Genomic DNA, 25,560 nt, shown 5'->3' with positions numbered 1-25,560 from the left:
GGCCCGGGCATTGCCCGGGTTTTTTTGTTTAAAATTTTTCCTAAAGGCAACGCAACCTCTTCCTATTTTCATATCTACTCTCTAGACAACTGTTCCCCATAACCAGTAAACAAACATTGGCATGAACACATTCTTTGGAGTCCTTCTTCTTCTTCTGGTCATTAATGTATTATTGCTCGTTTTAAGTGTTAACGGTTCCAAAAAGAGCTTTTTGGAGAAAAATTGAAACCCATCAGATGCTAATTGGGGCAATAGGTAGGGTTTTTAAGCGTTGAATTGTTATCCATAAAAAGACCAATACCCAATGAATACTTTTATTAGCATTTTATTCTTTTTGCTTGCTCTTAACCTTTGTCTTCTTTTGATAAGTGTGAATCGCACTAAATAAAAAAGCTCCCATTTCTGGAAGCTTTTCTTTATTTAATAGTACTGATTCTATTTCACATCCATCAGTTCCACATCAAAAATAAGGGTGGCGTTTGGTGGAATTACCCCTCCAGCACCTGCACTTCCATAGGCCAAATGCGATGGTATCACTAAGCGAGCCTTGTCGCCTACCTGCAATAATCCAATGCCTTCGTCCCATCCTGGAATCACCTGGCCCACACCAATGGTAAAATCAATGGGTTGGTTTCTTTTATAGGAAGAGTCAAAAACCTGCCCGTTGGACAAGCAACCCTCATAGTGCACAGAAACCGTTTTTCCTTTTTCGGCCTTGGCTCCATTTCCTTTTTGTATGATTTTGTAGCGTAGCCCACTGTTGGTCTTTTCAAAACCGGCAGCTAGTTCTTCCATTTCAGCCTCAGCCTGGGCCTTGGCTTCTGCGATTCGTCTTTCACGGGCGCCTTCAAAAGTTCTGAACGCTTCAATGGCATTCCATTTTTCAGCTTCATCGCCAACGCGAACAATCTCCAAACTTTCAATGGCATCGCCTTGGGCAATGGCATCCACCACTTCCTGACCGTGTTCCACATGTCCGAAAACCGTATGCTTATTGTCCAACCACGGTGTGGCCACATGGGTGATAAAAAACTGGCTTCCATTGGTGCCAGGTCCCGCATTGGCCATGGAAAGCACTCCAGGTCCCTCATGGGTAAGGTCTGGGTGGAACTCATCGTCAAACTTATAACCGGGGTCTCCTGTTCCCGTTCCTTGGGGACACCCTCCCTGAACCATAAAATCGGCTATGACCCTATGGAACTTGAGGCCATCATAATACGGTTTGCCCTGAGGTTTTGCAGTATTTTCCATGTTGCCTTCGGCGAGGGCCACAAAGTTCCCCACCGTACCAGGTGTTTTATCGTGGGTAAGTTTTACCAATATCTCACCTTTGGTGGTATTGAATTTAGCGTAGATTCCGTCTTGCATCTTTTTAGATTATGGGATGAATCGATTGTTCGACATCCGTTTTTTAAGGCTGCAAAGATAGGGGTTTATAGGCAAGGGTGAAAGCCCTAGAACAAGACCAACATTTTAGTCGGCCAACCAATTTATGTCAAAAAACAGTACTTTAAACCCGTAACTGACGGTTATACGAACCGTTAGGCGCAATTACCTTAAATCATGCAAATAAGAAAAATAAATACTGGAGACTTTGAATTTGACTGTAGAATTTCCGGCAACAAAGAAAACGAACTAATAATCCTTCTTCATGGATTTCCGGAAACATCTTATATGTGGATTGATTTAATGGAAAAGCTATCTTCTATTGGGTTTTATTGTGTCGCACCAAACATGAGAGGTTATAGCAAAAATGCTTGTCCAAAAGGAGTGAAAAACTATAAAACTCAAAAATTAGTACTTGATATTTTAAATATTGCCGATGTAATTAATAAAAATAAGTTTCATCTAATAGGCCATGATTGGGGTGCTGGAATTGGATGGAATGTTGTCTATCAAAACCCTGAAAGAATAATTAGCTGGACTGCTTTATCAGTACCTCACCCAAGAGCATTTTGGAAAGCAATTAAAACGGATAAACAACAAAAAAAGAAAAGTCGTTACATAGGCTGGTTCTTATTTCCCATTATTCCTGAAATTGTATTGCGGAAAAATGATTTTAAAAAATTTAGAAGATTGTGGAAAAACAGTTCGGACGCAGAATTAAATGACTATCTCACTGTCTTTAGAAGAAAAGGAACCTTAACTGCCTCCCTAAATTATTATAGGGCAAATCTTGGGCAAGGGAAAAAACAACCAATTGGAGATATTACTAAACCTACACTATTTATTTGGGGTAAAAATGATTTAGCCGTAGGCAAAGTAGCAACTGAAAATAATTACAAGTACATTAAAGGAGATTATACCTTTCTAGAATTAGAGGGAGGTCATTGGCTAATTCAAACAAACTACCAAGAGGTAGAAAAAGGGATTATTGAACACTTAACTAAAAATAAAACTGCACACAATAATGGCAATAAGTAATGGCTTGTTCTCACCTACTTATGAAAATCCTCGCGGATTTTCAGTTTGGTGTGTACCTGCCTACCGGCAGGCAGGCTTGTAAAGTTAAGTGCTAACCCACGCAACTACTCATAGCCGAGACCGTTGGCAACAATTATCGGAAACGACTCTTTATGAATAATGGAAAAATTTGAACTAAAAGGAGAAAACGGAATTATTACTGTTAGAATTGAAGAAACTTTTGACTTTCCGAATAAAACTTGTTTCAAAGGTGGTTATGAATGTACTGTCGGAATTGAAATTAGAGTTGGCTCTTATTCATTAAAAAGTAGTTTTTATACTTCGACAGGCGAGCTGTTCAAATTTTATGAAAAACTAAATACCTGTCAATCGGAAATGAATGGAGTTGCGGAATTTGACTCTTATGAAAAAAATCTAGAATTAACGGTTAAATATGATTTTGGAAAAATTTTAATTTGGGGAAACTATCAAGAGAATTTAGCAATAGATAATAAATTGGAATTTGAGTTCAATAGTGACCAGTCATATTTTAAAAATTCAATTGAACAATTAGAACGGATTTTTGATAAATATGGCGGAATGAAAGGTGTGAAAAAATGAATAACTGTTGCCAACAATGTATAACCGCAATTTGCTTACGCCAGTTCTTAACCAAAAATCATTGACTTAATACCCGTAACTGACAATTATATGAGACCGTTTTGGGTAAAATATGGACAAAAACAAAATAGGAAAATGAATTACCTGATTACAATCATATTGTTGGTGTTACTGATATCCTGTAACACAGAAACTAGAAATCCCAAAAAAATCGATCCTCCACAAAATATTGAAAACGAAACTGTAAACAACCCTCAACTTAGTCCAATGATGGGCTGGGCAAGTTGGAATAATTATAGAGTAAACATCAATGAGGAGGTTATAAAAGCTCAAGCTGATGCTATGATATCTACTGGGTTAGTAAAGGCAGGGTACTCTTTTATAAATATTGACGATGGATTCTTTGGTGGTCGAGATAGCACTGGTAGAATATTGTCTCATAAGGAACGGTTTCCAAAAGGCATGGAATCCCTTTCTGATTACATTCACTCCAAAGGATTAAAAGCCGGCATATACTCGGATGCGGGAATCAACACGTGTGCTTCATACTGGGATAAAGATACTATTGGAGCAGGCATGGGCTTGTATGGTCACGATCGGAAAGATTTGACTTTGTTTTTAAACGAATGGAACTATGATTTTATTAAAATAGATTGGTGCGGTGGCGAATGGTTGGGTCTAGATGAAGAGCTGCGTTATACAGAAGTTGGAAAAATGATAAAAGCAATAAAACCTAGTGCAAAATATAACGTCTGCAGATGGAAATTTCCAGGGAAATGGGTAACTCAAATAGCCGATTCCTGGAGAATTTCAGGGGATATTGGTAATAATTTTGAATCTATTTTAAAAATAATCGATTTGAATGCCGACTTATGGATGTATTGCTCCAAAGGACATTATAATGATATGGACATGTTGCAGGTGGGCAGAGGAATGAGCTACGAAGAAGATAAAACTCATTTTACAATGTGGTGCATGATGCACTCTCCATTATTACTTGGTAATGATTTAACAAACATGAGCAAAGAAACAATGGACATTATAAGTAATGAAGAAATAATATCACTTAATCAGAGTTCATTTGTATATCAAGCAAGAAGGCTAATTGATTATGGAGATCTAGAGGTATGGGCAAAACCTTTAATCTCAACAATGAGTGGGGAAGTAGCAGTTGCCATGTTAAACAGGTCGGATAATACTGATACAATTACGTTTAGCCTTAAGTCCGTGGGATTGGACGCATCCAAGTCTTACACCATGACGGATTTATGGTCAAAAGAAACTTTTCAACACTCAACAGAGCGTGAAATAAGCAGACTAGTTGTACCTCACGGAGTTGTTGTTCTAAAAATCAAAGGAGAAGCATTACCGTTTAATGTATTCCAATATAAGGATCAAGAATGAGTTCCGCCCATAAGATTTTGTGTTAGCAATAACAGACAATTCGATATATTATACTAGCATTAGATAATAAGATTATGAGACTATTTAACATCAGGCTATTTGTATTTATCCTTTTCTTGATTTTTACATTACCTAGTAATTCCCAAGAAGTGGCACATCCTGGCAGCAAGCACATATCTTCCATTTTTTGGACATGGCAAGATAACGTCATTGAAAATCCAGATACCCTTAGGAAAAATATTGTCGACATGAAAGATGCTGGATTTCAGGGACTTTATGCAATGCCAAGGGCTACTAGGTATCATATGTACCATCAGGAAATGATGGATGCCGTTACAGTGGCCAGTAAAGAATGTCAGAAACAAAATATAGAATTTATTTGGGGGCTTGACCCCCGTTTTTTATCAAGTTATTCTTTACAGAAAACGGGGTATGGGGCAGAAATGCTAATGGTAAATTCCGACTTTAACCTAAAAATTCCTGAAAGAGATGGGGTACCTGAGAATCCATTGTTGAATGAATCCAAATTGGAGAAAGGCAGCTTTTCCTTACGCTATAATTATCCCCAACGGCGTGATGTGCATATGCTAACAGAAGCGGGTTTGTGGCTCAATCCAATTGGTATGGATAAGGTTATTGCTTACCGTAAAAAAAATGGCAAGGTAGATAAATCATCCATTGTTGATATTACCGATCAAAGCAAGTCGATTATTAATCGAAGCATGTATTATGTTGAAGTCTTTGGAAAACCTGATTTGCCCGAGGGAGATTGGTATGTACTCGCGTTTCCCAGATTTGGCACAAACATGTATGCTTTTGATTCCCCTGAACATGAAAAAATCATATTTGATTTACTTGATGATTATAAAGAGCAAGAAGTGCATTTTGATGGTTTTTGGTGGGATGAGCCTGGCTATTATTTTGGTTTTGGCCAATATCCAATCAGTGATCGGATCTATAAAGATTTTAAACAAAAATATGGCTACGATTTAAAAGAAAATCTCGCTGCACTCTTGCTTGAGTTTGATGATGACAGCCAATTTCAAGTCAGGTACGATTATTTTGAATTGTTGATGGATTACGTATTTGGTGGTCAACAACGTTTCTGGCAAAAAGCAGAGGAACTTTTTGGCCCGGTTCGAATGGGCGTACACCATACCTGGCATACGCTTCCAGATAATATGTACGCTGGTTGTGCCGATTATTGGCGGGGGCTTGTTGGCGTTGACGGCGGGTATACCGATGACGGTGCCTTTGAACGTTACTTCACTCAGGATCTGGCCGGAAAATATGGCCAAATAGCGTATATGCTACTTGCATCCAGCTTAGCAAAGTATGCGAAGAATCAAACGGCCAATTATAACAGATGGGGGGTGAACTACACATCGGAAGTTCCCGTTTATTGGAATGATTTAATGTCCCTCTTTTCCAATGAATGGATTCAGCATGTTTATGGATATACCGGTATTTTAGGAGCATCACGTGGTTTTGGCCCCGGTTTCCCAAATCACGAAACTTGGCCACTTTTACCGGAACTCATAAAGAAAACAAACAACGTACGGGAAATAACAAAGTACAAACTACCATTGGCCGATGTGGCAATAGTTTATCCCATTACCACATTTTTAGGAAGTCGTGAACCACATAATACACACATGGTAAATCATATCGACAGATTACTTGGAATAATGCCCGCATTGGGCATACAAGCCGATGGCATTTCTGACTGGCTCTTGGCAGAGGGGAAAGTTGAAAATGGGAAATTAAAAATAAGGAATGAAGAATACTCGGCTGTATTGTTGCCTTTTGCCAAAATCGTAACCCCAGAATGCTTGGCTGTGATAGAAAAATTAAAACAAGCCCATATTCCTTGCTATTTTATAGATGAAATTCCACAACTTCTGCTGAATGGTGAAACATTGAAATCCAACGACGATGTTGCCTTTAGCATAGGTGAGGACATGTCAGTTCTTGCTTCTGATATCGAAAAGCTTCAGTTACCTTCTCCGGTCACCAAATTAGAGGGTGCGTATGTTACGGTTGTTCCGGGTGAAAATGAAAATAACTTTGTGATGATTATGCCCGTAGTCCCTAATTCTCAGGTTGGAGGTGTTATAAAATGCAATGGACAAAAAGTGACCGTAAAGCCCACTAAATCCTTAGCAATTTATCAGGTTGGAATAAAAGGGGTCAAACAAATATTTTAATTTAACATAAATATATAGACCTATAAATAAACCATTGGACCAACACGCAGTCATAAGCAAAGCAAGGTAAAGTTTGAATTGAAATAGGAATGCGTTTAACGATGGTTTCATAGGTGGTGCATCAAAATCCCTGCCGCTCAAAACCAATTAATAAAGCCATGAAATATGAGTATTAAAAAGGAAAGTCCCAATTCATTGACCGATTACGGAATCAACGTAAAAATTAAACTAGCATCTCTTTGGACTACGCTGATGTTTCTGTACATATATGCAGACTATTTTCGGTTAATGACCCCTGGAAAGTTGGAGCATATGATAAAGCTTCAATCTCCAATGGGTCCGACATCACCAGGGATTTTGGTGATTTTTTCTGTACTTCTAATTATTCCAGCCCTAATGATATTTCTTTCCATTTTTCTAAAACCACAAATCAATAAATGGTTGAACATCATTATTGCATTGATATATGCCTGTATTTCGATTCTAATTATAGTTTCCAGCATTAACAAGGAATGGCAGACCTTCTTTGTTATTTTCAACTTCGTGGAAATTTTAGTCTTTGCAATGATCATATCACAAGCATGTAAATGGTCCAGAAAGGAAAATTAGTCGGAAGAAGTGCAAAAGCTGGGCTTACTCGTTATAAATTTTCACAACAGGGTGTGATGCCAGTTACGGCAGATTGGAATTACTAACATCAGTCCTAAACCGAAAAATTGAGTAATTTAAAGTCGATAACTCATGGTTATACGAAACCGTTGTGTTTAATTATGAAGTCATTTTATCCAAGAAATCTTTCAAAAAATTGGAAAATAGTCTGGGTTCTAACCCAAGTGGCTATGATTGGAATCGGATATTACCTCTTTGTTTATAAATCTTATGGATATAAATCATGGAATGATATAATTGGAGGGGTAATGGTAATGATGGGTATTATCTTGGCATTCATGACTTTTGTTGATAGCCCATACAAAACCAAATGGTACCAAACGAAAAGCTTTATATTCTATCTCCCATCGGTATTACTTGCTTTAGGTGCAATTTTTCTAATGATAACAAATAGGGGCAAGTTTTATGAACAACAGGCAAAAATTCCAACTCTTGCCAAAATTATAGGAAAAGAAAAGGTACGGAGATTTGGTGGTAGAGGTCGGAATCGCATTAGAGTTTATGCAACCATTCAATATTTTGATAAAGGGCAGAAAATCATTCAAAGACTTTCTGATTATGACAACAGGTACGTAGTCGGACATTATGTACCTATCATGTATTCAGAAAATCAACCCGAACTTTTCAGAATAGATTTTGAATTTGAAGAATAACTAAGCATAAAATTCGCTTTAAGTAATTGCTAGCCTGCATGTCGGCTGAAAGGTTCTCACCTACCCTTCGACAAGTTAAGGGTGTCACTTTTGAATGTAATACTTTTCATATACAAGACCGTTAATCAGGGTTAAAAGGAATGCTCATTAGAAAAGCAAAAAAAGAAGATTCCATAATCATTGCAGAACACTTATTTCTCGCAATGGAGGATATCCTATATCAATTTATTGGAGTAGAAGATGCCAAAAAGGCAAAGGAATTTCTACTTCACTTTGTTGAAAGAGAAAACAATCAATATTCCTATCAAAATTGTTTGGTCGCTGAAAGTGCTGATGGAGTTGAAGGTTCCATCAACATTTACAACGGAGGAGAACTGGATATGTTAAGAAGGCCTGTTGTACGCTATATTAGAGAGCATTTCAATTCAGGGTTTACACCTGAAGATGAAACGCAACAAGGGGAATATTATATTGATACTTTTGGGGTAAGTCCCAATAGCCAAGGCAAAGGAGTAGGCACAAAATTATTACAGTATGTGATTCATACGTATGGTTCCAACCAACAGACTCTGGGTTTATTGGTTGATGAGGATAACCCAAATGCCGAAAAATTATACGTAAATCTTGGTTTTAAAATCGTAGGAAGAAAAGTTATAGCAGAGAAGAAAATGAAACATCTACAACGAAAACCAAGTAGTGATAAACTATAAAGGACGCTAGCCAACAACCTGTACTAATTAATGCATGGTTCAAATTTCGTGTTTTGTCTTTCTTCAGTTAAAAAAGGCTCACGAGGAACTATTAAAATTTGTAAAACAATTTCAGAATCTATAAAAACTGACTGAATTAACCGATGAACAACAGAACACTTGAACAACAGCGGATTGAATTTATCAATCAAAAATTTCTGGCTACACCATTAGCTGGATTGATTATTTGGACTTTAATTGGATTAATCGGAATCTTTTTCTCGGACTTTATTGCAGTTTGGTCAATTTTTATTGGAACTGGGAGTATTGTATATCTAGGTCTGTTTCTCTCAAAATTCACAGGTGAAAATTTTCTAGATAAAAACAAACCAAAAAACGAATTCGACACTCTCTTTCTTTTTACAGCCGGACAAGCGATTCTTGTCTATTCAATTGCAATACCATTTTTTATCGTTGACTATTCTTCCCTTCCAATGACTGTGGGAATTTTAACTGGACTAATGTGGCTGCCATTCTCTTGGATCATAAAACATTGGATTGGAATTTTTCATACACTGACGAGAATAATTGTAGTTCTAGCTCTTTGGTATCTCTTACCCGAATATAGGTTTACAGCTATTCCTTTTGCAATCGTTTTGATTTATATTATTACATTAATTGTCTTAAATAATAGAAAGAAAACTGAATAAAAGCGACACCATAACATGGGCTATATATATATATGGAATCATAAGTAAGAACCAACCCATGAAGTCAATATTATACTGCCTTCTGGCAATTCTGGCACTTTTTTAACTTATGCCCAATGATTCAATGGCTTCACTCTAAATGAAATTCAAGTCACCCATTCCCATTTCTATACCAAAGCAAAAGACCAATGAATATTTTCGAAAACATTAAAAAAGGAATACCAAAAAACATCCGCATTCCAGAAGAATTAAAGAAATTATGCGAATGGACCGAAAAAAATGGATACCCTATAAGTGGGTGTTTTGAATTGAGGGGAGATGACGGGGAAACCATGCGATATTGGCTTGGCTTTGATGATGTCTCCGATAGATTTGGACTCTTTGGAGCAGGCGCGTCTGGAGATATTTATGCCTTTTGGTTAGATGATACCGGAAACCAGAAAATAGTCCACTTGGGCTCTGAAGGAGATGCCATATATATTCTTGCCGATAATTTTATTGGGTTTTTAAAATTGTTGGCCATCGGATATGATGAAATTGGATTTGCCGATATGAATCTAACTGTTGAGGAATGGAATTTGAACGTTGGAAATGACAAAAATGAGGGAATCAATCCCAAATTCATGAATTGGGTCGAACAAGAATTCCAGGTAAAAGTGCCGAAAAAGGGAAATGAAATTGCAGATTTCAGCAATAAAGAATTTCATGGGTGGATTAATGAACAACTAAAAAAGTACTCCTAAAAACCAGCGTTAACCACGACCCTGAATATTTAAATCTATCTATTCACGCGCTCGTTCGGTCAAGGTAAACAGACTCTTAAAGCATTCACAATTATTTTCCCAACTTCCCCTTTCTCGGTAATTTTAGCGATTTTTACAAGATTGTTTTATACCGATTAGTTGAGATTTACATGGGGAAAAGAAAGAAGCAGGCGAGAGTGTTGCGCATTTTTAGAAAGATTCACAGAACCACAGGAGCATTACTTTTTGTTTTTTTCTTTTTTATATCGGTGACCGGACTATTATTAGGTTGGAAAAAGAACACCGATGGGTACATCTTACCCAAAACCCAAGAAGGAACCACATCCAATTTACAGGAATGGCTCCCCGTGGATAGCTTGCACACCATTGCCTGTAACACATTACATACGTCAGTATCCCCAAACCTATCCTTGGAATTAGATCGAATAGACCTACGAAAGGACAAGGGTTCGGTGAAGTTTGTTTTTGTTGACCATTTCTATGAAATCCAATTGGATGGCGCCACTGGAAATGTCCTTTCCATTGGGCAAAGAAGATCGGACTTTCTTGAAAATGTGCACGACGGCTCTATCCTTGACCGATATTTGGGCACCTCTGGAGCGATAAAGCTGGTTTACACTTCGGTAATGGGAGTTTCATTATTGATGTTTACTATTACTGGGTTTTGGCTTTGGTACGGACCCAAACGCATGCGAAAAGAAAGTAAGAACAGCCAAAAGGCTATCCCAAAAAAAGGTACTTTTGGTACAGTAGTGTAACAAATCCGTCTCTCTATGAAGACCTCCTATGAATTCACCACAGCTGCGGAATACTTTGAGCATCAGCCCGAAGCAACCCAAAAAGCATTGATGGAATTACGGGAATGTATTTTAAGTGCCGCTCCACAGGCTATTGAGATGATCAATTACAACATTCCGGCTTATGCCCTAGTTGAAGGAGGAAAAAGAGATCAACAAATCATGATAGCGGGCTATAAAAAACATGTTGGCCTTTATCCCCACCCAAAGGTCATGGAGAAATTTACAGACAAGCTCTCCGCTTATAAACAGGGCAAAGGCTCCGTGCAATTTCCGTTGGACCAACCCCTACCAAAAAGCCTTATCATTGAAATGATTCAGTATAGAAATGAAATGTTGAACAAAACATTATAATTTCCATGGAGGAGGGTCTACAAATAAGCACTAATCCAGAGGTTGAAGCCATTTTCAAAAACTACCCAGACCCGGTTCGGAAAAAATTGGAAGCGCTGAGAGAATTGATTATTGAGGTGGCTCAGGAAAACAAAGAAATCAACCGTATGGGCGAAACTTTAAAATGGGGCGAACCCAGCTACGTGACCAAAAATGGAAGTACGATCAGGATGGATTGGAAGCCCAAAAAACCCAATCAATACGCTTTGTATTTTCAATGTACCAGCAAATTGGTACCCACTTTTAAAATGGTCTATAACGACCTATTTGTTTTTGAAGGAAGTAGAGCCATTGTTTTTGGAATGGATGACACTGTTCCCACAGAGGAACTGAAAAACTGTATTGGCGCAGCCCTTATGTACCATAAAGTAAAACACTTGCCCACTTTGGGAATATAGATTCTTTACCCTTTTATTTTCTGTGATGGAACGATTCCATATTTGTCAACAAGATAGACCAAACTGGCCATAGTAGCGGCCCCCAATTCCAATTCCCGTTTGTTTACATGTTCAAATGTATCGTTTTCGGCATGGTGATGGTCAAAATACCGTTGTGAATCCGGTACAAGTCCGGCTAGCACAATACTCTCATTCTTCATGGGACCGATGTCTGCTCCACTGAATCCTTTTTCAAAAAGGTGGATCAGATAAGGTTCAAACAAGCCTTTCCAGCTTTGTACTTGCTCAAAATTTTCTTCGGAACAGTCAAAGGAAAACCCTCTGGGCGTAAACCCTCCCGAATCGCTTTCCAAGGCAAACACATGGTTTTCACCTTTGTTTTGGGCCACTTCGGCATATTTGTTCCCACCTCGAAGGCCATTTTCCTCATTCATAAACAATACCACACGCAGCGTTCGTTTGGGTTTGTAACCTGTTTCCTTTAAAAGTCGCAATACATCCATGCTCTGAACACAACCTGCACCATCATCATGGGAGCCATCACCCAAATCCCACGAGTCCAAATGCCCGCCAACGACCATAACTTCATTGGGATAGGTACTTCCTGTAATTTCACCGATTACATTATAGGATTGTACATCTTCCAACTGTTTGCAATTTTGTCTAAAATAAAACTTGATGTCGGGATTCAATTTTAAGGTGGTGCTCAATAATTCGGCTCCATTGGTACTAATGGCCGCCGCAGGAATCCTGTTTTTTACAGGTGTATCACCATAACCCATGGATCCCGTGTGCGGATAATCGTCCAACCGCAGATTCATAGATCTAACGATTACACCCAAAGCACCGTACTTGGCAGCTTCGGCCGCACCAGAATAGCGCTGGTCCACACAATTGGAATAAGCGGCAAAGGTGTTTACCAAAGTTGGCTCCATGGGCCGATTGTAAAAGACAATTTTACCTTCAATCTTTTTTCGTCCCAATCTTTCCAGGTCTTCGATTCCTTGTACCTCAACAATATTAGCCTTTAGACCGCCATCTGGGGTACCCACAGAACCACCCAAAGCACAGATGGGTACATTGGTGGTAAGTCCAGGCTTGGTCTCTATAAATGCGAACTCAGGAGTACCTCTTACCCACTTGGGCACCATAACCGGTTGCAGCCATACCCGATCCAATCCCAAAGAATCCAGTTGGTCCTTGGTGTATTCCACCGCATGTTGAGCCTGCACTGACCCTGAAAGTCGCCCTCCTATCTGATTGGAAAGATAGTTTAGCCAGTCATAGGCCTTACCTTCAGTCAAAGCCATGTCATAAATGGCCTTCATCTGTTTTTCATCCGAAGATTGTGCAAAAAATAAGGTGTTTACCAATAAAAAGGTACAAAGCAACGCGATTCTCATGGGGTCTCTTTTTCCAGTTCCTGTTTAAAGGTTTCTAAATTAGCCTTTATTTCCTCGTCAAGCTCGGGTTCCTGAATATCTTTGTACTTTTTTAACGCTTCCAGCAGAATGGAGGCCACAATGACCCTGGCCGCTGGTTTATTATCAGCAGGAATTACATACCAAGGCGCATGTGCTTTCGAAGTCTTGCTCAGGGCTTCTTCATAACACTTTTCATAGACATCCCAAATTTTTCGCTCTTTAAGATCCCCAGGGGAAAATTTCCAATTTTTCCGCTTTAACCGCAACCTGCGCAATAAGCGTTGGCGTTGTTCTTCTTTGGACAAATGAAGAAAAAACTTGAAAATGATGGTCCCGTTTTGAGCCACATGTCTTTCAAAATCGTTGATTTGTTGATACCGTTTTTCCCAAAAAACATCATCAATGTCTGAGACGGACTCAATCCCAGGAAGATTTTCACTCAAGATGTATTCTGGGTGCACCTTGGTGACCAACACATTCTCATAATGGGTGCGATTAAAGACTGAAAATTTACCCCGTTCCGGAAGAGCAATATAATGACGCCATAGATAATCGTGCCTTAATTCCAAGGAAGTGGGCACTTTAAAGCTGTGAACCACCACCCCTCTTGCATTAAAATCTTTGAAGACTTCGCGTATAAGACTATCCTTTCCTGCGGCATCCATGCCCTGCAAACAAAATAAGACACCATATTTTCCATGGGCGTACAAGGTGTCCTGAAATTCGCCCAATTTTTTACGGATGTCCTTCAATTCTTTTTTGAGTTCCTTCTCTGAAGCTCCAAAATCTTCGTGGGTGTTTAGTTCGGCTATTTTTATTTCGCCTTTAACCTGATATGAATCTGTATCGATTTTTTCCATAGGAATGAATATAATTCTTTTTGGCCACTCCTTCAACCCCGAATAAAAAAGTGCCGTTCATCGATACTTTTACCACTTATGGACATAGAATGTATTTTTATCGATTTTATTCGCACTTGGCTGACCCCTTGACCTAACTTCGTGGAAATCAATGACGCACTGTCCCAAATCATTAAGCGTTATGAAAACAAGAACTATTATCCTACTTGTAGTCTTTGTATTAGGCATGATTCTATTATGGTTCATGTCTTCTTTTACTATTCGCAACGCCTGCGAATATGCCAACTCCAATTTAGAGTACATTAAAAGTAAGATAGAGGCTGCCATTGTAACCGATGACTTGCAAGTCTCAAAATACAATGCATATAAAGCATTAAACGGCATTGAAAAAACCAAGGCGAATTTTTTGGATTGTGGTTGCGAAGGCACCATTGAAAGTCTGGAAGGTGCTACTTACGAGCTTAAACAGGCGACAAAGGCGGAAACTCTTGAAACTTCAAAAAAAGCATTGCACTTGGCTTTGGAAACCACTTTAATCGGAATAAAGGTGCTTCGAATATTTGAACAGGAAGTTGCCAGCACCTATGGCAATGATATTTTGGTTCTGAACACCAAAGATGCCCTAAATGACCAAGACGGATTATTTTTAACTCCTACGCATACCATTAGAGAACAAGTGCATAGTTGTCTTCTAGGTTTTGAATCATCCTTGGACAAAGTAGTTAGTGAAGTGGAATGCGAAGAAGCGCATAGATTCATCAATAACATTCATGAAGAAGCTAGGCTGGTGTTGCTAAACACTGAACTTTCGAAACATAAAAAACAATATCACCAACGGGTAAAAACATTGGCACAGGAAGCCCTTAACCGATTAGGCAAATGCGATGCAAAGTAATTTTACTTACTGGCAAAGAGTTTTACATCCTCTTCGGAAACTTCTTTTCCTCCTAAAATAATCAATCGTTCCACCACATTGCGAAGCTCACGCACATTTCCGGTCCAGTCGTACTTTTTGAGTAATTCTATGGCCTTTTTGGAAAAGTTTTTCTGTGCAATGCCCTGTTCTGAAGCGACTTTGGCCGAGAAATGTTCAACAAGCAACGGAATATCATCACGTCTCTCGTTCAATGCAGGAACTTTGATCAAGATAACGGCCAAACGGTGATAGAGATCCTCCCTAAACTTGCCGTCTTCAATCTCTTTTTTCAAATCTTTATTAGTGGCAGCCAAAACCCGCACATCAACTTTAATGTCTTTATCGGAACCCACCCGGGAAATCTTATTTTCTTGCAAGGCCCTAAGTACTTTGGCTTGGGCCGAAAGGCTCATATCCCCTATTTCATCCAAAAAGATGGTACCCTTGTTGGCGGTTTCAAATTTTCCCGCCCTATCTTTTACAGCGGAGGTAAAGGCGCCTTTTACATGGCCAAAGAGTTCACTTTCTATTAATTCCGAAGGAATTGCGGCACAATTCACCTCAATAAAAGGAGCAGAAGAACGATTGCTTTTTTGATGGAGCCAATGTGCCACCAATTCTTTTCCCGTACCATTGGAACCTGTGATCAAAACCCGGGCATCGGTGGGCGCTACCTTTTCAATCATGTCCTTAATAGTACCTATCTCCTGACTGTCCCCAATCATATCATAATTTTTGGAGACTTTCTTCTTCAGATTTTTGTTTTCCACAACAAGTTCCTTTTTGTCCAAAGCATTACGAACGGTGGTCAACAAACGGTTTAAATCTGGGGGTTTAGAGATATAATCAAAAGCACCCATCCGCATGGTATTCACTGCTGTGTCCAAATCACCATGCCCTGAAATCATGATGAAGGGAATTTCGGGTTTTATCTTTTTAGCGGCTTCCAAAACTTCAACACCGTCCATTTTTGGCATTTTTATATCGCAAAGCACCAAATCAAAGTCATCTTTTTTGATGGCATCGATACCACTTAGGCCATCTTCGGCTTCTTGGACATCGTAAGTGTCACTTTCTTCTACCAAAATTTTCACCAAAACCCTTCTAATGGCGGATTCGTCCTCAATAACCAAAATCTTCGGCATAATTTTCTGTTTTAAAAAATTCCTATTTTGAAGCCAGTCCTAATATAAAAATTTGCCTCGTCATTCAACGAAAATACATCATCTTCATCGTCATCCCGCAACTTTCCTTCTTGTTCAATGGAGCGTCCAGCCATCAGAAAGAGCGACATGTTCTTTGTTACGTTATACTGATATCCCACGGAAGCCACCAAAGCGGTCAATGATATTTTGGATGCTACTTGATCATTGGGCAAAGCAATATTATTCTGGATATTTATAAAGTACCCATCCAAGAATAATGCCATTTCCAAAGAATGCTTTTCGTTGATGTGATGTTTAAAATTGGAACGGGGTATACCAAGGGTATAAGACCACTTGGGATGAAATTTTCGGTAATAATTGATCAAGGGCAAGGGAACGGGTAATCCGGTGGTACTGTTATAGGTCAATCCCAATACAATCCTATAGGGTCTATCCGCATTGGGCTTCTCTTTCCAAAAAGCGGCCGTGGCGTTCAGGAAAAAATCATCGGTGATGGTTCCTGTAATAAAGTTGGAGGCCATGCGTGGTGTAAGAATGGTAACCAAGTTCCAATTCTCATTCCATTTGGTGATAAGTCCCAAGTTCAAGTCAATGACATGAAAACGAATCAGTTCACTTTTATCAAAAGGTAAATTTTGTGAATAGTCCATATCGAACCTATTGTATTCCAACCCAGTAATGAGGTAGTCTTTTTTTTGGTTCAATTGTATGGGAAGGTTAAAAAGCAGCTTATAGCGCTGGGTTTTTATTCCCTGGTCATTTTCTGGAATGTTCAAGTAATCAATCCTAAAAACATCGGTGCTCTGTCCTGATCCAATATGGCAGTAGAGTATTGCAAGGGAAACCAACAATCCCCTAGTTGCAGTATGATATATAAAGGTTTTTATTTTCTTAAGGTTTTTGCTGAAAAATATGTACGTCGCGTTGTGGGAACGGTATAGTAACGTTATTTTCTTTGAATTTTGTATTGATCTTATAACGCATTTCACTTTTTATCCGGGGATCGCTAAAACTATCGTTGGTAAAAAAGTGAATGGAAAATACTAGGGCCGAATCCCCAAAGTCATCAAAAAGCACGAAAGGCTTGGGGTTTTTAAGCACTTGCTTTTGTTCTGCCGCCACTTGCTCCAAAATCTGGGTCACCAATTCAACATTACTACCATAGGCTACCCCAACGCTTACACTTTCGCGGGTGGTCTTGTGATTTTGGGTATAGTTGTAAACAATGTCACTTATAAACTTGTGGTTGGGCAAAATCAAGACTTTATCGTCTCTGGTTATGGCACGGGTTGTTCTCAGTTTTATTTCAAAGACCTTCCCTACTTTACCATCAACCTCAACAATATCACCCACTTGCAGGGATTTATCCACAATGATGAAGATGCCTCCCAAAATATCCTTGAAGAGTTCCTGCAAAGCCAACCCCAAACCAACAAAAAGAGCTGCGGAAGCGGTTATGATCAAGGTAATGTCAATTCCTGCGGCACTGAGGGTTACCAACACGGCCACCAAATAGACCACATAGTTGATAAACTTAAAAATACTGACAAACTTCTGCTTGTCTTCCCGCTCCATCTTCCGAGTGAGCAAATGCCTGAGCCACTTTAGGATGAAATTGGCTCCAAACAAAGCAACAGTCAAAAGCAATAACAACCCAACCGTTAAATGGATGGATTTTTCACCGGAACCCAGATGAAAACCAAGATCCAAAAAGTCCTTTAGGGTTCCCCAGATATCGTTTTCAATGATTTCCTTTATTTCTTTTGTCTCTTGCTGCATCTGCTATTTATATCTTAACCATTTGACCAGTTCTTTGTAGGTAGGTTTTTTGCCATACATTAAAATTCCAACCTTGTAAATTCGTGATGCCAGCGACACAATTCCCAAAAAGGTCAAGGCAAGCAAAGCTATGGACGACAATAATTGCCAAAGCGGCACTCCTCCTTCACCCACCCCTCCGGGGAGACGCATAAGCATAACTATAGGTGAAGTTAAGGGAAATAACGAAAACCCGACGGCTATGGGACCATGCGGATTGCTAAAAACCGAAAAGAAACCTACATAAATGGCCAACATTAATGGAAGTATTATAGGAAAAATAAATTGCTGTGTATCGGTTTCATTGTCCACCGCTGCTCCTATAGCTGCATAAATGGAACTATAGATCAAATACCCCAATACAAAATAAATGAAAAAAGAGATAATTAAAAGAGCCCAAGGAATGTCCAATATCTCCCGGGCATACATGAGCATATCACTGTCCATGGACGCGTATTGCGACATGCCGGGCATGGCTGTGGAGCTACCGGAAAGTTCACCCAAATCAATCCCCAAAAATGTAACGGCCAACAATAGCAAAGCGGATGCAGAGATAAGCCAAATGGTAAATTGGGTGATGCCCGCCAAGGACGTTCCAATAATCTTCCCCAACATCAATTGAAAAGGTTTTACGGAAGAAATGATCACTTCAATAATTCGACTGGTCTTTTCTTCGATGACACTGCGCATCACAAAACCACCATAAATAATAATGAACATCATTATGGCATAACCAAACCCTCCTCCAATGAACGCTTTGATCTCATTGATGCCCTTTACACTTTTCTCACCATCAAAAGTAGCCAGTTGCAGGTCAAAAGGTTGCTCTATCTGTGAGAATTGGTCCGAAGAAACACCCAGTTTTTGCAATCGGTCTTGGCGCAGCTGCCGTTGAAAAACGGATTCCAATTGTTGGATGATTGTGGTGTTGGGATTATCCTTTGTGTAGAGATAGGCTGAGTTTGCCACTTTCTCCGCATCTTTTTCATTGGGAAGGTGCAATAGACCATCGTACTCGAGTGCTTTGGTGGAATCCTTGGCCTCATCCAAACTAATGCCGTCCAAATAGAGATAGGAAATCCCTTTGGTGGGTTTGAACTGATGCTGAAAAAAACTGCTTTCGTTCAGAATTGAGACTACCCGCACCTCATCCGAATTTATTTTGGTGAGATACGCAATAAGAACGATCATGCCCACAATTAACAACGGACTCAAAATGGTCATGACAATAAAAGAGCGGTTCCGCACCTTGGCTAAATACTCCCGCTTTATAATCAAACCGAGCTTACTTACCATTATCCTTATTATTTACGGTTTGAATAAAGATATCGTTGGCCGAAGGAATGGTTTCTTCAAAACGGTTTATGTTGGCCATTTTAGATAGTTCGGCCAATATGCCCGCGGTCTCCTCGGATGGTAATTGAATCTTAAAATCCAATTGATGCTCCTCACCATCAAACTTTGGCCCTATAATGTTGAATTTTTCTTCCAAATTCTTCATCAATGTATCTTCGTTTTGCTGCACCCGAAGTCCCACATCAAAAATATTGTTCTTGTACGCTTTTTTAATGTCGGACAGTTTTCCATCCAATATTTTCTCTGATTTATGAATCAGTGCTATATATTCACAAAGCTCTTCCACAGATTCCATTCGGTGGGTGGAAAATATAATGGAAGTTCCCTGTTCTTTTAGCTGAAGAATCTCATCTTTGATAATATTGGCATTTATGGGGTCAAAACCACTGAAAGGCTCATCAAAAATCAAAAGTTTAGGTTGATGGAGCACCGTAACAATAAACTGTACTTTTTGAGCCATTCCTTTGGAAAGCTCTTGGACTTTTTTGTTCCACCAATCGGCAATATCCAAACGATCGAACCAATATTTTAATCGGGTTTTGGCTTCAGGTTTGGTCAATCCTTTCAATTGAGCCAGGTATAATGCCTGTTCTCCCACCTTCATGCTTTTGTATAGACCGCGTTCTTCCGGCAGATAACCGATTAGGGATATGTGTTTGGGTGCCAAAGGTTCTCCATCAAACAAAATTTCCCCGGAATCTTGGTAGATAATTTGGTTAATGATGCGAATAAATGAGGTTTTTCCAGCACCATTGGGTCCCAAGAGACCATAAATGCAATTTTTAGGTATGTTGAGTGAGATGTTGCTCAGCGCAGTATAGTTTCCGTACATTTTGGAAACATTTTTGGCAACAAGGATATGATCCATGTAAACTATTTTTTCAAAGATATGTATTTGGTCAAAAAGACCCTTATCCCATAAAAACAAAAACCCACCCTTAAAAAATTCAAGGATGGGAAAAAAATTGCTATGAAAAAGAAAATTAGATATTGGTCACCCAACATCAGTCTCAAATATACGTTTTTTATTTAAACAGAATAATATTTATTGTTATGAGAACATATCTTTTACCTTCTCGAAGAAGGATTTATCTGATTTTTCGGGCTTTGGGATGAAATTTTCATCATTTTGCATCCGCTCAAAAAATTCTTTCTGCTCTTTATTTAGCTCTTTTGGGGTCCAAACGTTGACGTGAACCAATAAATCCCCACTACCATATCCATTAATACTGGTGATTCCCTTGCCACGCAATCTTAATATTTTTCCGGATTGAATTCCAGCTTCCAATTTAATGCGAACCTTTCCTCCTATGGCATCTATTTCCTTGGAACAGCCCAGAACCGCTTCAGAAATACTGACGTATAAATCGTAATGCAGGTTATCGCCTTCTCTTTTTAAGGTATCATGCTCAATGGTCTCAATGGCCACCAATAAATCGCCCGGAATTCCATTCCCTGGTGCTCCGTTACCTTTACCGGCTACCTTTAGCTGCATACCATCTTCCACACCTGGTGGGATTTTTATGGAAACGGTCTCCTCCTCCACTTTCAACCCTTGGGCGTCTGCCCCAGCTGGCCTGTTGTCTATGGATTGACCAGACCCTCCGCATGTGGTACAGGTAGTTGCCGTTTGCATTCGACCTAAAATGGTATTGGTAATCTTGGTGATTTGGCCGCTACCGTTACAGGTTGAACAGGTTTTATACGTCACCCCTTCAGCCTGAACTTTTCTGCGTACCTTTACTTTCTTTTCAACACCATTGGCCACTTCATCCAAGGTCAATTTTACGCGGATACGGAGATTGCTTCCTTTAACGCGACGTTGTCCGCCACCGCCAAATCCACCAAATCCGCTGAATCCACCACCAAAAGCACTACCAAAGATGTCCCCAAACTGACTGAAAATGTCTTCCATGTTCATGCCTCCACCGCCAAAGCCGCCACTTCCATCAAAGGCCGCATGACCAAATTGGTCGTATTTAGCGCGTTTGTCAGGGTCGCTCAACACTTCATAGGCCTCGGCCGACTTTTTGAACATCTCCTCTGCCTTGGCATCACCCGGGTTTTTATCGGGGTGGAATTCAATGGCTTTTTTCCTGTAGGCCTTTTTTATCTCGGCTGCGGATGCCCCTTTTGAAACGCCTAATATGTCGTAAAAATCCTCTTTCATAAAATCTTAGTTTCCAACAACAACCTTGGGATGTCTAATAATACGGTCGCCCAGTTTGAATCCTTTCTCAACGACATCAATAATCTTTCCCTTCATCTTTTTATTGGGTGCTGGGATTTGGGTGATGGCATCGTGTACTTCGGCATCAAAAGTATCGCCCTCCCCAACTTCTATTTGCTCCAGTCCTTTCGCTTTTAGGGTTTCCTTGAACTTATTGCTGATGAGTTCCACCCCTTTGAACATTTCCTTGTCCTCAGATTTGGAGAGTTCTTTCAGCGCACGGTCAAAATCATCAAGAATGGGCAATAATGAGACCATTACTTCCTGCCCTGCTGTTTTGAACAACTCCATACGTTCTTTGGAAGTTCTTCTCTTAAAATTCTCGAATTCAGCAAAAAGTCGCAAAAACTTATCCTTTTCCTTGGCCAAATCTTCACGCAACTGATCTTCCACTGAAATTTCCTCCTTTTCTTCCGTCGCGTTTTCCGTATCTATATGTTTCTCGTTCAGCTCAGGATTTTCTACTGTTTGGGCCTCTTGTGCTGCCTCATCCATTTCCTCAACCTTACTTTTCTTGCTCATATACGTTTATTTTATCCTTTTTGAAGTGGCAAAAGTACTGCCAATTGTCCAAAAATGTCAAAATGTCACCACAAAACATAAAAAAACCCGCCTAGGCGGATTTTGTATCGAAAGAATTGTAATGACAGTGCCTAGACAAATTCTTTTTTCGTGGAATCTATGGGAGCGTTTTCCTTTTCATCTTTCTCAGCGTAAAGCTCCTGAAGGGCCACACATATATTGGGATATTGAAAACCAAATCCCTCGTTTTCAATTTTTTTACTACTCACCCGCTGGCTGGAAAACAATAAATACGCCATTTCTCCCAAGAGCGTCTTCAGCACAAACTTTGGGACATTGGGCATCCATAACGGTCTGTCCATTACCCTTGCCAATTCCTTGGTCATTTTGGCATTGGTGATAGGGTTTGGAGCCACGGCATTATAGGTGCCTTTTAAATCATTCTCTAGAATAAATACAAACATTTGGGCCAAATCTTCAATATGTATCCAAGATTGCCATTGATCACCACTTCCCAAAGGGGCCCCTACAAAATTTTTAATGGGCGCCATCATTTGTGGTAATGCCCCACCGTCCATAGACAAAACAATACCGATGCGCACTTTGGAAACGTTAATGTCAAATTTTTCGAAGACATCAACCTCTTTTTCCCATTTTTGGGCCACTTCTCCCACAAAACTATCGTCCACTTCTGTTATATTTTCATCATAAAACTTGGAAAGGGAATCGGGATAAATACCAATGGCGGAAGCGGAGACAAATGAATCCATTAAAGATATGTCCACCTGTTCCATACCTCGATACAATGTTCTGAGACTATTGATCCTGCTGGAAAGTATTTTCTTTTTGCGAATAGGTGTCCATCGTTTGGCAATGCTGGCACCTGCCAAATTGATGATAGCGCCAACATTCTTGAAACAATCTAGGTCAATTTTTCCCTTTTTGGGATTCCAATAAAATCCTTGGTAGGTTTCAGAATGGGATATTTTATCTTTTTGGGTAGTCAAATAATTAACGGCTATACCTTTAGAGTGCAGGACACCGACAATTGCCTGTCCTACTAACCCCGTTGCCCCTGTGATCAACACCTTCATACAGTCATTTTGATACAAATTTAGCGGTTTAAGTGACTGTTTTTGAGGTATTAATTTAGGTTTAACACAAATGTTTAAACTTTAAATGATTTTAAGAGTGTCCATGCGTGTGCTATTAACACAACATTGGCAAAACCTTACTTTTTTGTCGCCCTGAGCATCTCTCGTTTGCCCGGTGGACCGGGTAAGCGCTCCACGGCAAAGCCTACAGCTTGCAATGCCCTTCTTACACTGCCTTTGGCAGCATAGGTGACCAATATCCCGTCTTTTTTTAATGCCCTAAACATTTTTTCAAAAAGTTCCTCAGTCCAAAGCTCAGGCTGCACACGAGCGCCAAACGCATCAAAATAGATAAGGTTGAACAAATCATCCTCACTTATTTCCATAAAATCCTTTTGTTGTTTTAGCAATGAAAAAGCCTCGGAAATGGATATGTTCTCTTCCCAAGGGGATTGATGCATTTTTTTAAACAGCTGTTGATGTTCATTTGCATGCAGCTGTGCACTATAATCCAATTGGTTGACTTCATCCATGGAAACCGGAAAGGCCTCTACACCAACATAGTCTATTTTGAGTTGTTGCTTATGAGCTTCCAAAAAAGTGATAAGGGCATTCAGTCCAGTACCAAAACCTATTTCCAAGAGTTTGATATGGTCATTTTTGAACAATCGAAGACCGTGTTCTATAAAAACGTGGTAGGCTTCTTGAATGGCACCATGCTTGGAATGATACTGCTCATCCCAATCCTCTATTTGGATGGTTTTTGAGCCGTCGCCTGTGGTAATGATTCTACGTTTCAAACTCAATCTTTGATGAGTACACCGTCCGCTTCAAAACGAAGAATATGGGCCGGCTCTTTAATCTGGGCTATTTCTTCTTCCGATGCACCACTGTCTTTTGCATAGTGTTTTTGGTCCTCCACTGACATTTCTTCCAAAAAAGCCAGTCCGTTCATAAAAACGGTCTTTTCGGTAGCGTCGGTAGGAACAAAAAAGCCATAGTCCTTGAATCGCACAAAAACTTCGTCCCCAGAATCCAAGGTAATGTTCATCCAGCAACCTTTCACTTGACAAACTTCTTTAATTGTTCCCGTCATTTGGGTCATGAGCGTATCAGTAACCGCCAGGTGATTATAAATGGTTGCTCTTTCCTTTATACTTTCCTGAATTTTAAAGGCTTCGCCATAATAATTCCCCGATACAGTCTCTTGGGCCATTGCCATATTCATCAAAAACAGTAAGAAAACGACAGGATATATGTTAAAAGGTCTCATTTTTATCAGCTTTTGAGAAATTCTTCGTCAAGAATTGAAATTACAAACATGAAATAACAAAAACTAGTGATAAATAGCTAATTTTAACCTTCCAAAAGTTAGTGATATGGAAGCAGTAATGAACAACGTAACAATCGAGAAAGCCAAAACATCAAAAATTAAAGATGTAGATTTTGATAACCTTTCCTTTGGAAGCATTTTTACCGACCATATGCTCGTCTGTGATTATAAGAACGGGCAGTGGCAAGCGCCAAAGGTTGTTCCTTACCAGCCCATTACGCTAGATCCCTCTTCAAAAATTTTCCATTACGGTCAATCCATTTTTGAAGGAATGAAGGCTTACAAAGATGAAAGTGGCAGTGTTTGGTTGTTTCGACCATTGGAAAATTTTAAGCGCCTGAACAAGTCGGCCAAAAGAATGGCCATGCCAGAACTTCCTGAATCGTCTTTTATGGATGGGCTCACAGCACTTTTGCAAGTGGACAGTGACTGGATTCCTCAGAGCGCTGGAAGTTCCTTATATATTAGACCATTTATGTTTGCATCGGGTAACGGTTTTCATGCCTCTCCTGCCGATGAATACAAATTTATTATAGCCCTTGCACCTTCTGGCTCCTATTTCTCTGGAAAAGTGAAGGTACTTATCGAAAAACAATATTCAAGAGCCGCTAATGGTGGTGTTGGATTTGCCAAGACTGGCGGAAATTATGCGGGTCAGTTCTATCCAACTCGTTTGGCTGCCGAAAAAGGGTACCAACAGGTGATTTGGACCGATGACAACAACCACGAGTTTATTGAAGAGGCCGGTGCCATGAATGTTTTCATTAGAATCAATGATACTTTATTGACTGCTCCCACTAATGACCGTATCCTAGATGGGATTACTCGTAAAAGCATCTTGGACATTGCCGAAGATGAAGGCATCAAGACCGAGATTCGAAAAGTTTCTGTGAAGGAAGTGGTGGAAGCTGCCAAGAATGGCTCACTTAAAGAAATGTTCGGTGCGGGTACCGCTGCGGTGGTATCGCCCATATCAGCCTTTGGTTATGAAGGGGTGGATTATGACCTTCCTGAATTAGAGGATAGCTACGCCGCTTTGCTGAAAAAACGCATCACCGATATTCAATATAATAGGGCTGAAGATAAATTTGGATGGCGACACGAAGTCGTCTAAAACAAAAAAGCACCTTATA

27 protein-coding genes are annotated in these 25,560 nt (G+C 39.7%); 14 read left to right on the top strand and 13 right to left on the bottom strand.

What is annotated here, in order from left to right; all coding sequences use genetic code 11:
- Positions 1 to 435: 435 nt before the first annotated feature.
- Positions 436 to 1,368 carry a peptidylprolyl isomerase gene (locus tag J0X14_RS06700; protein WP_207096996.1) on the bottom strand — a complete coding sequence of 311 codons (933 nt, stop codon included), beginning with the start codon at positions 1,366 to 1,368 and terminating at the stop codon, positions 436 to 438.
- Positions 1,369 to 1,563: 195 nt separating this feature from the next.
- Here J0X14_RS06700 and J0X14_RS06695 point away from each other — a divergent pair, with 195 nt between their 5' ends.
- The 12 genes from J0X14_RS06695 to J0X14_RS06640 all read left to right on the top strand — a co-directional run bounded on the left by J0X14_RS06695 (position 1,564) and on the right by J0X14_RS06640 (position 11,708).
- A complete protein-coding gene (locus J0X14_RS06695; RefSeq protein ID WP_207096995.1) occupies positions 1,564 to 2,424 on the top strand; it encodes an alpha/beta hydrolase in 861 nt (286 codons plus the stop codon).
- A gap of 159 nt (positions 2,425 to 2,583) precedes the next feature.
- Positions 2,584 to 3,024 (top strand): hypothetical protein, encoded by a 441-nt coding sequence (locus J0X14_RS06690; RefSeq protein ID WP_207096994.1) that lies wholly within the window; start codon positions 2,584 to 2,586, stop codon positions 3,022 to 3,024.
- Positions 3,025 to 3,159: 135 nt separating this feature from the next.
- Entirely contained in the window at positions 3,160 to 4,428 is a 1,269-nt protein-coding gene (locus J0X14_RS06685) for a glycoside hydrolase family 27 protein (RefSeq protein WP_207096993.1), read from the top strand.
- A 74-nt stretch (positions 4,429 to 4,502) separates the two neighbouring features.
- Entirely contained in the window at positions 4,503 to 6,635 is a 2,133-nt protein-coding gene (locus tag J0X14_RS06680) for a hypothetical protein (RefSeq protein ID WP_207096992.1), read from the top strand.
- A gap of 165 nt (positions 6,636 to 6,800) precedes the next feature.
- Positions 6,801 to 7,244 (top strand): DUF6326 family protein, encoded by a 444-nt coding sequence (locus J0X14_RS06675; RefSeq protein ID WP_207096991.1) that lies wholly within the window; start codon positions 6,801 to 6,803, stop codon positions 7,242 to 7,244.
- A gap of 161 nt (positions 7,245 to 7,405) precedes the next feature.
- Positions 7,406 to 7,957, top strand: coding sequence for a hypothetical protein (locus J0X14_RS06670; protein WP_207096990.1), 552 nt, complete (start codon positions 7,406 to 7,408; stop codon positions 7,955 to 7,957).
- A 140-nt stretch (positions 7,958 to 8,097) separates the two neighbouring features.
- A complete protein-coding gene (locus J0X14_RS06665) occupies positions 8,098 to 8,667 on the top strand; it encodes a GNAT family N-acetyltransferase (RefSeq protein WP_207096989.1) in 570 nt (189 codons plus the stop codon).
- Between the two features lie 143 nt (positions 8,668 to 8,810).
- Complete coding sequence (locus J0X14_RS06660; protein WP_207096988.1) at positions 8,811 to 9,356, top strand: DUF7010 family protein; 546 nt, start codon at positions 8,811 to 8,813, stop codon at positions 9,354 to 9,356.
- Between the two features lie 188 nt (positions 9,357 to 9,544).
- A complete protein-coding gene (locus J0X14_RS06655; protein ID WP_207096987.1) occupies positions 9,545 to 10,099 on the top strand; it encodes a hypothetical protein in 555 nt (184 codons plus the stop codon).
- 170 nt (positions 10,100 to 10,269) lie between these two features.
- Positions 10,270 to 10,878 carry a PepSY-associated TM helix domain-containing protein gene (locus tag J0X14_RS06650; protein ID WP_207096986.1) on the top strand — a complete coding sequence of 203 codons (609 nt, stop codon included), beginning with the start codon at positions 10,270 to 10,272 and terminating at the stop codon, positions 10,876 to 10,878.
- Positions 10,879 to 10,893: 15 nt separating this feature from the next.
- On the top strand, positions 10,894 to 11,271 hold the full coding sequence (locus J0X14_RS06645) for an iron chaperone (protein WP_207096985.1): 378 nt from the start codon (positions 10,894 to 10,896) through the stop codon (positions 11,269 to 11,271).
- Positions 11,272 to 11,276: 5 nt separating this feature from the next.
- Positions 11,277 to 11,708, top strand: a complete 432-nt coding sequence (locus J0X14_RS06640) for a DUF1801 domain-containing protein (protein ID WP_207096984.1) — start codon at positions 11,277 to 11,279, stop codon at positions 11,706 to 11,708.
- A 5-nt stretch (positions 11,709 to 11,713) separates the two neighbouring features.
- Here the strand turns inward: J0X14_RS06640 and J0X14_RS06635 are convergent, their stop codons facing one another.
- Together J0X14_RS06635 and J0X14_RS06630 are read right to left on the bottom strand one after the other, a co-directional pair.
- Positions 11,714 to 13,111 carry a M20/M25/M40 family metallo-hydrolase gene (locus J0X14_RS06635; protein ID WP_207096982.1) on the bottom strand — a complete coding sequence of 466 codons (1,398 nt, stop codon included), beginning with the start codon at positions 13,109 to 13,111 and terminating at the stop codon, positions 11,714 to 11,716.
- Positions 13,108 to 13,992: a PPK2 family polyphosphate kinase gene (locus J0X14_RS06630; RefSeq protein WP_207096981.1), complete on the bottom strand. Its 885-nt coding sequence runs from the start codon at positions 13,990 to 13,992 to the stop codon at positions 13,108 to 13,110. Before J0X14_RS06630 ends, J0X14_RS06635 begins: the two co-directional genes overlap by 4 nt.
- Before the next feature lie 181 nt (positions 13,993 to 14,173).
- On the opposite strand from J0X14_RS06630, the gene J0X14_RS06625 reads away from it, so the two are divergent.
- Positions 14,174 to 14,887: a hypothetical protein gene (locus J0X14_RS06625; RefSeq protein ID WP_207096979.1), complete on the top strand. Its 714-nt coding sequence runs from the start codon at positions 14,174 to 14,176 to the stop codon at positions 14,885 to 14,887.
- A gap of 2 nt (positions 14,888 to 14,889) precedes the next feature.
- Here the strand turns inward: J0X14_RS06625 and J0X14_RS06620 are convergent, their stop codons facing one another.
- The 10 genes from J0X14_RS06620 to J0X14_RS06575 all read right to left on the bottom strand — a co-directional run bounded on the left by J0X14_RS06620 (position 14,890) and on the right by J0X14_RS06575 (position 24,367).
- Positions 14,890 to 16,053: a sigma-54-dependent transcriptional regulator gene (locus tag J0X14_RS06620; RefSeq protein ID WP_207096978.1), complete on the bottom strand. Its 1,164-nt coding sequence runs from the start codon at positions 16,051 to 16,053 to the stop codon at positions 14,890 to 14,892.
- 11 nt (positions 16,054 to 16,064) lie between these two features.
- Positions 16,065 to 16,922 (bottom strand): DUF6268 family outer membrane beta-barrel protein, encoded by an 858-nt coding sequence (locus J0X14_RS06615; RefSeq protein ID WP_242527942.1) that lies wholly within the window; start codon positions 16,920 to 16,922, stop codon positions 16,065 to 16,067.
- A gap of 43 nt (positions 16,923 to 16,965) precedes the next feature.
- On the bottom strand, positions 16,966 to 17,853 hold the full coding sequence (locus tag J0X14_RS06610) for a mechanosensitive ion channel family protein (RefSeq protein WP_207096976.1): 888 nt from the start codon (positions 17,851 to 17,853) through the stop codon (positions 16,966 to 16,968).
- Positions 17,854 to 17,856: 3 nt separating this feature from the next.
- On the bottom strand, positions 17,857 to 19,188 hold the full coding sequence (locus tag J0X14_RS06605) for an ABC transporter permease (RefSeq protein WP_207096975.1): 1,332 nt from the start codon (positions 19,186 to 19,188) through the stop codon (positions 17,857 to 17,859).
- Positions 19,178 to 20,116: an ABC transporter ATP-binding protein gene (locus J0X14_RS06600; RefSeq protein ID WP_207096974.1), complete on the bottom strand. Its 939-nt coding sequence runs from the start codon at positions 20,114 to 20,116 to the stop codon at positions 19,178 to 19,180. The genes J0X14_RS06605 and J0X14_RS06600 overlap by 11 nt, the downstream gene beginning before the upstream one ends.
- A 183-nt stretch (positions 20,117 to 20,299) precedes the next feature.
- A complete protein-coding gene (dnaJ, locus tag J0X14_RS06595) occupies positions 20,300 to 21,418 on the bottom strand; it encodes a molecular chaperone DnaJ (protein WP_207096973.1) in 1,119 nt (372 codons plus the stop codon).
- Positions 21,419 to 21,424: 6 nt separating this feature from the next.
- Positions 21,425 to 22,000, bottom strand: coding sequence for a nucleotide exchange factor GrpE (locus J0X14_RS06590; RefSeq protein ID WP_207096972.1), 576 nt, complete (start codon positions 21,998 to 22,000; stop codon positions 21,425 to 21,427).
- Positions 22,001 to 22,131: 131 nt separating this feature from the next.
- On the bottom strand, positions 22,132 to 23,094 hold the full coding sequence (locus J0X14_RS06585; protein ID WP_207096971.1) for a TIGR01777 family oxidoreductase: 963 nt from the start codon (positions 23,092 to 23,094) through the stop codon (positions 22,132 to 22,134).
- Between the two features lie 137 nt (positions 23,095 to 23,231).
- Positions 23,232 to 23,894, bottom strand: a complete 663-nt coding sequence (mnmD, locus tag J0X14_RS06580) for a tRNA (5-methylaminomethyl-2-thiouridine)(34)-methyltransferase MnmD (protein WP_207096970.1) — start codon at positions 23,892 to 23,894, stop codon at positions 23,232 to 23,234.
- 2 nt (positions 23,895 to 23,896) lie between these two features.
- Positions 23,897 to 24,367, bottom strand: coding sequence for a DUF4920 domain-containing protein (locus J0X14_RS06575; protein WP_207096969.1), 471 nt, complete (start codon positions 24,365 to 24,367; stop codon positions 23,897 to 23,899).
- Positions 24,368 to 24,473: 106 nt separating this feature from the next.
- Between J0X14_RS06575 and J0X14_RS06570 the strand changes: the two genes are divergently transcribed.
- Positions 24,474 to 25,541, top strand: coding sequence for a branched-chain amino acid aminotransferase (locus J0X14_RS06570; protein WP_207096968.1), 1,068 nt, complete (start codon positions 24,474 to 24,476; stop codon positions 25,539 to 25,541).
- Positions 25,542 to 25,560 lie beyond the last annotated feature (19 nt).

The sequence above is a fragment of the Allomuricauda sp. CAU 1633 genome (genome assembly GCF_017313225.1).
Taxonomy (GTDB): Bacteria; Bacteroidota; Bacteroidia; order Flavobacteriales; family Flavobacteriaceae; genus Flagellimonas.
Note: the sequence above shows the minus strand (reverse complement) of the source record. Positions and strands in the feature narration are given on the sequence as shown.

What these genes read in the sequence shown, in the direction of transcription:
- J0X14_RS06645 (WP_207096985.1), top strand. Translation starts at nt 10,894, where the DNA reads ATGAAGACCTCCTATGAATTCACCACAGCTGCGGAATACTTTGAGCAT.
- J0X14_RS06635 (WP_207096982.1), bottom strand. Translation starts at nt 13,111, where the DNA reads ATGAGAATCGCGTTGCTTTGTACCTTTTTATTGGTAAACACCTTATTT.
- J0X14_RS06620 (WP_207096978.1), bottom strand. Translation starts at nt 16,053, where the DNA reads ATGCCGAAGATTTTGGTTATTGAGGACGAATCCGCCATTAGAAGGGTT.
- J0X14_RS06695 (WP_207096995.1), top strand. Translation starts at nt 1,564, where the DNA reads ATGCAAATAAGAAAAATAAATACTGGAGACTTTGAATTTGACTGTAGA.
- J0X14_RS06630 (WP_207096981.1), bottom strand. Translation starts at nt 13,992, where the DNA reads ATGGAAAAAATCGATACAGATTCATATCAGGTTAAAGGCGAAATAAAA.
- J0X14_RS06605 (WP_207096975.1), bottom strand. Translation starts at nt 19,188, where the DNA reads ATGGTAAGTAAGCTCGGTTTGATTATAAAGCGGGAGTATTTAGCCAAG.
- J0X14_RS06575 (WP_207096969.1), bottom strand. Translation starts at nt 24,367, where the DNA reads ATGAGACCTTTTAACATATATCCTGTCGTTTTCTTACTGTTTTTGATG.
- dnaJ (WP_207096973.1), bottom strand. Translation starts at nt 21,418, where the DNA reads ATGAAAGAGGATTTTTACGACATATTAGGCGTTTCAAAAGGGGCATCC.
- J0X14_RS06660 (WP_207096988.1), top strand. Translation starts at nt 8,811, where the DNA reads ATGAACAACAGAACACTTGAACAACAGCGGATTGAATTTATCAATCAA.
- J0X14_RS06675 (WP_207096991.1), top strand. Translation starts at nt 6,801, where the DNA reads ATGAGTATTAAAAAGGAAAGTCCCAATTCATTGACCGATTACGGAATC.
- J0X14_RS06680 (WP_207096992.1), top strand. Translation starts at nt 4,503, where the DNA reads ATGAGACTATTTAACATCAGGCTATTTGTATTTATCCTTTTCTTGATT.
- J0X14_RS06685 (WP_207096993.1), top strand. Translation starts at nt 3,160, where the DNA reads ATGAATTACCTGATTACAATCATATTGTTGGTGTTACTGATATCCTGT.
- J0X14_RS06600 (WP_207096974.1), bottom strand. Translation starts at nt 20,116, where the DNA reads ATGGATCATATCCTTGTTGCCAAAAATGTTTCCAAAATGTACGGAAAC.
- J0X14_RS06690 (WP_207096994.1), top strand. Translation starts at nt 2,584, where the DNA reads ATGGAAAAATTTGAACTAAAAGGAGAAAACGGAATTATTACTGTTAGA.
- J0X14_RS06665 (WP_207096989.1), top strand. Translation starts at nt 8,098, where the DNA reads ATGCTCATTAGAAAAGCAAAAAAAGAAGATTCCATAATCATTGCAGAA.
- J0X14_RS06670 (WP_207096990.1), top strand. Translation starts at nt 7,406, where the DNA reads ATGAAGTCATTTTATCCAAGAAATCTTTCAAAAAATTGGAAAATAGTC.
- J0X14_RS06590 (WP_207096972.1), bottom strand. Translation starts at nt 22,000, where the DNA reads ATGAGCAAGAAAAGTAAGGTTGAGGAAATGGATGAGGCAGCACAAGAG.
- J0X14_RS06585 (WP_207096971.1), bottom strand. Translation starts at nt 23,094, where the DNA reads ATGAAGGTGTTGATCACAGGGGCAACGGGGTTAGTAGGACAGGCAATT.
- J0X14_RS06640 (WP_207096984.1), top strand. Translation starts at nt 11,277, where the DNA reads ATGGAGGAGGGTCTACAAATAAGCACTAATCCAGAGGTTGAAGCCATT.
- J0X14_RS06655 (WP_207096987.1), top strand. Translation starts at nt 9,545, where the DNA reads ATGAATATTTTCGAAAACATTAAAAAAGGAATACCAAAAAACATCCGC.
- J0X14_RS06610 (WP_207096976.1), bottom strand. Translation starts at nt 17,853, where the DNA reads ATGCAGCAAGAGACAAAAGAAATAAAGGAAATCATTGAAAACGATATC.
- J0X14_RS06700 (WP_207096996.1), bottom strand. Translation starts at nt 1,368, where the DNA reads ATGCAAGACGGAATCTACGCTAAATTCAATACCACCAAAGGTGAGATA.
- J0X14_RS06650 (WP_207096986.1), top strand. Translation starts at nt 10,270, where the DNA reads ATGGGGAAAAGAAAGAAGCAGGCGAGAGTGTTGCGCATTTTTAGAAAG.
- J0X14_RS06625 (WP_207096979.1), top strand. Translation starts at nt 14,174, where the DNA reads ATGAAAACAAGAACTATTATCCTACTTGTAGTCTTTGTATTAGGCATG.
- J0X14_RS06570 (WP_207096968.1), top strand. Translation starts at nt 24,474, where the DNA reads ATGGAAGCAGTAATGAACAACGTAACAATCGAGAAAGCCAAAACATCA.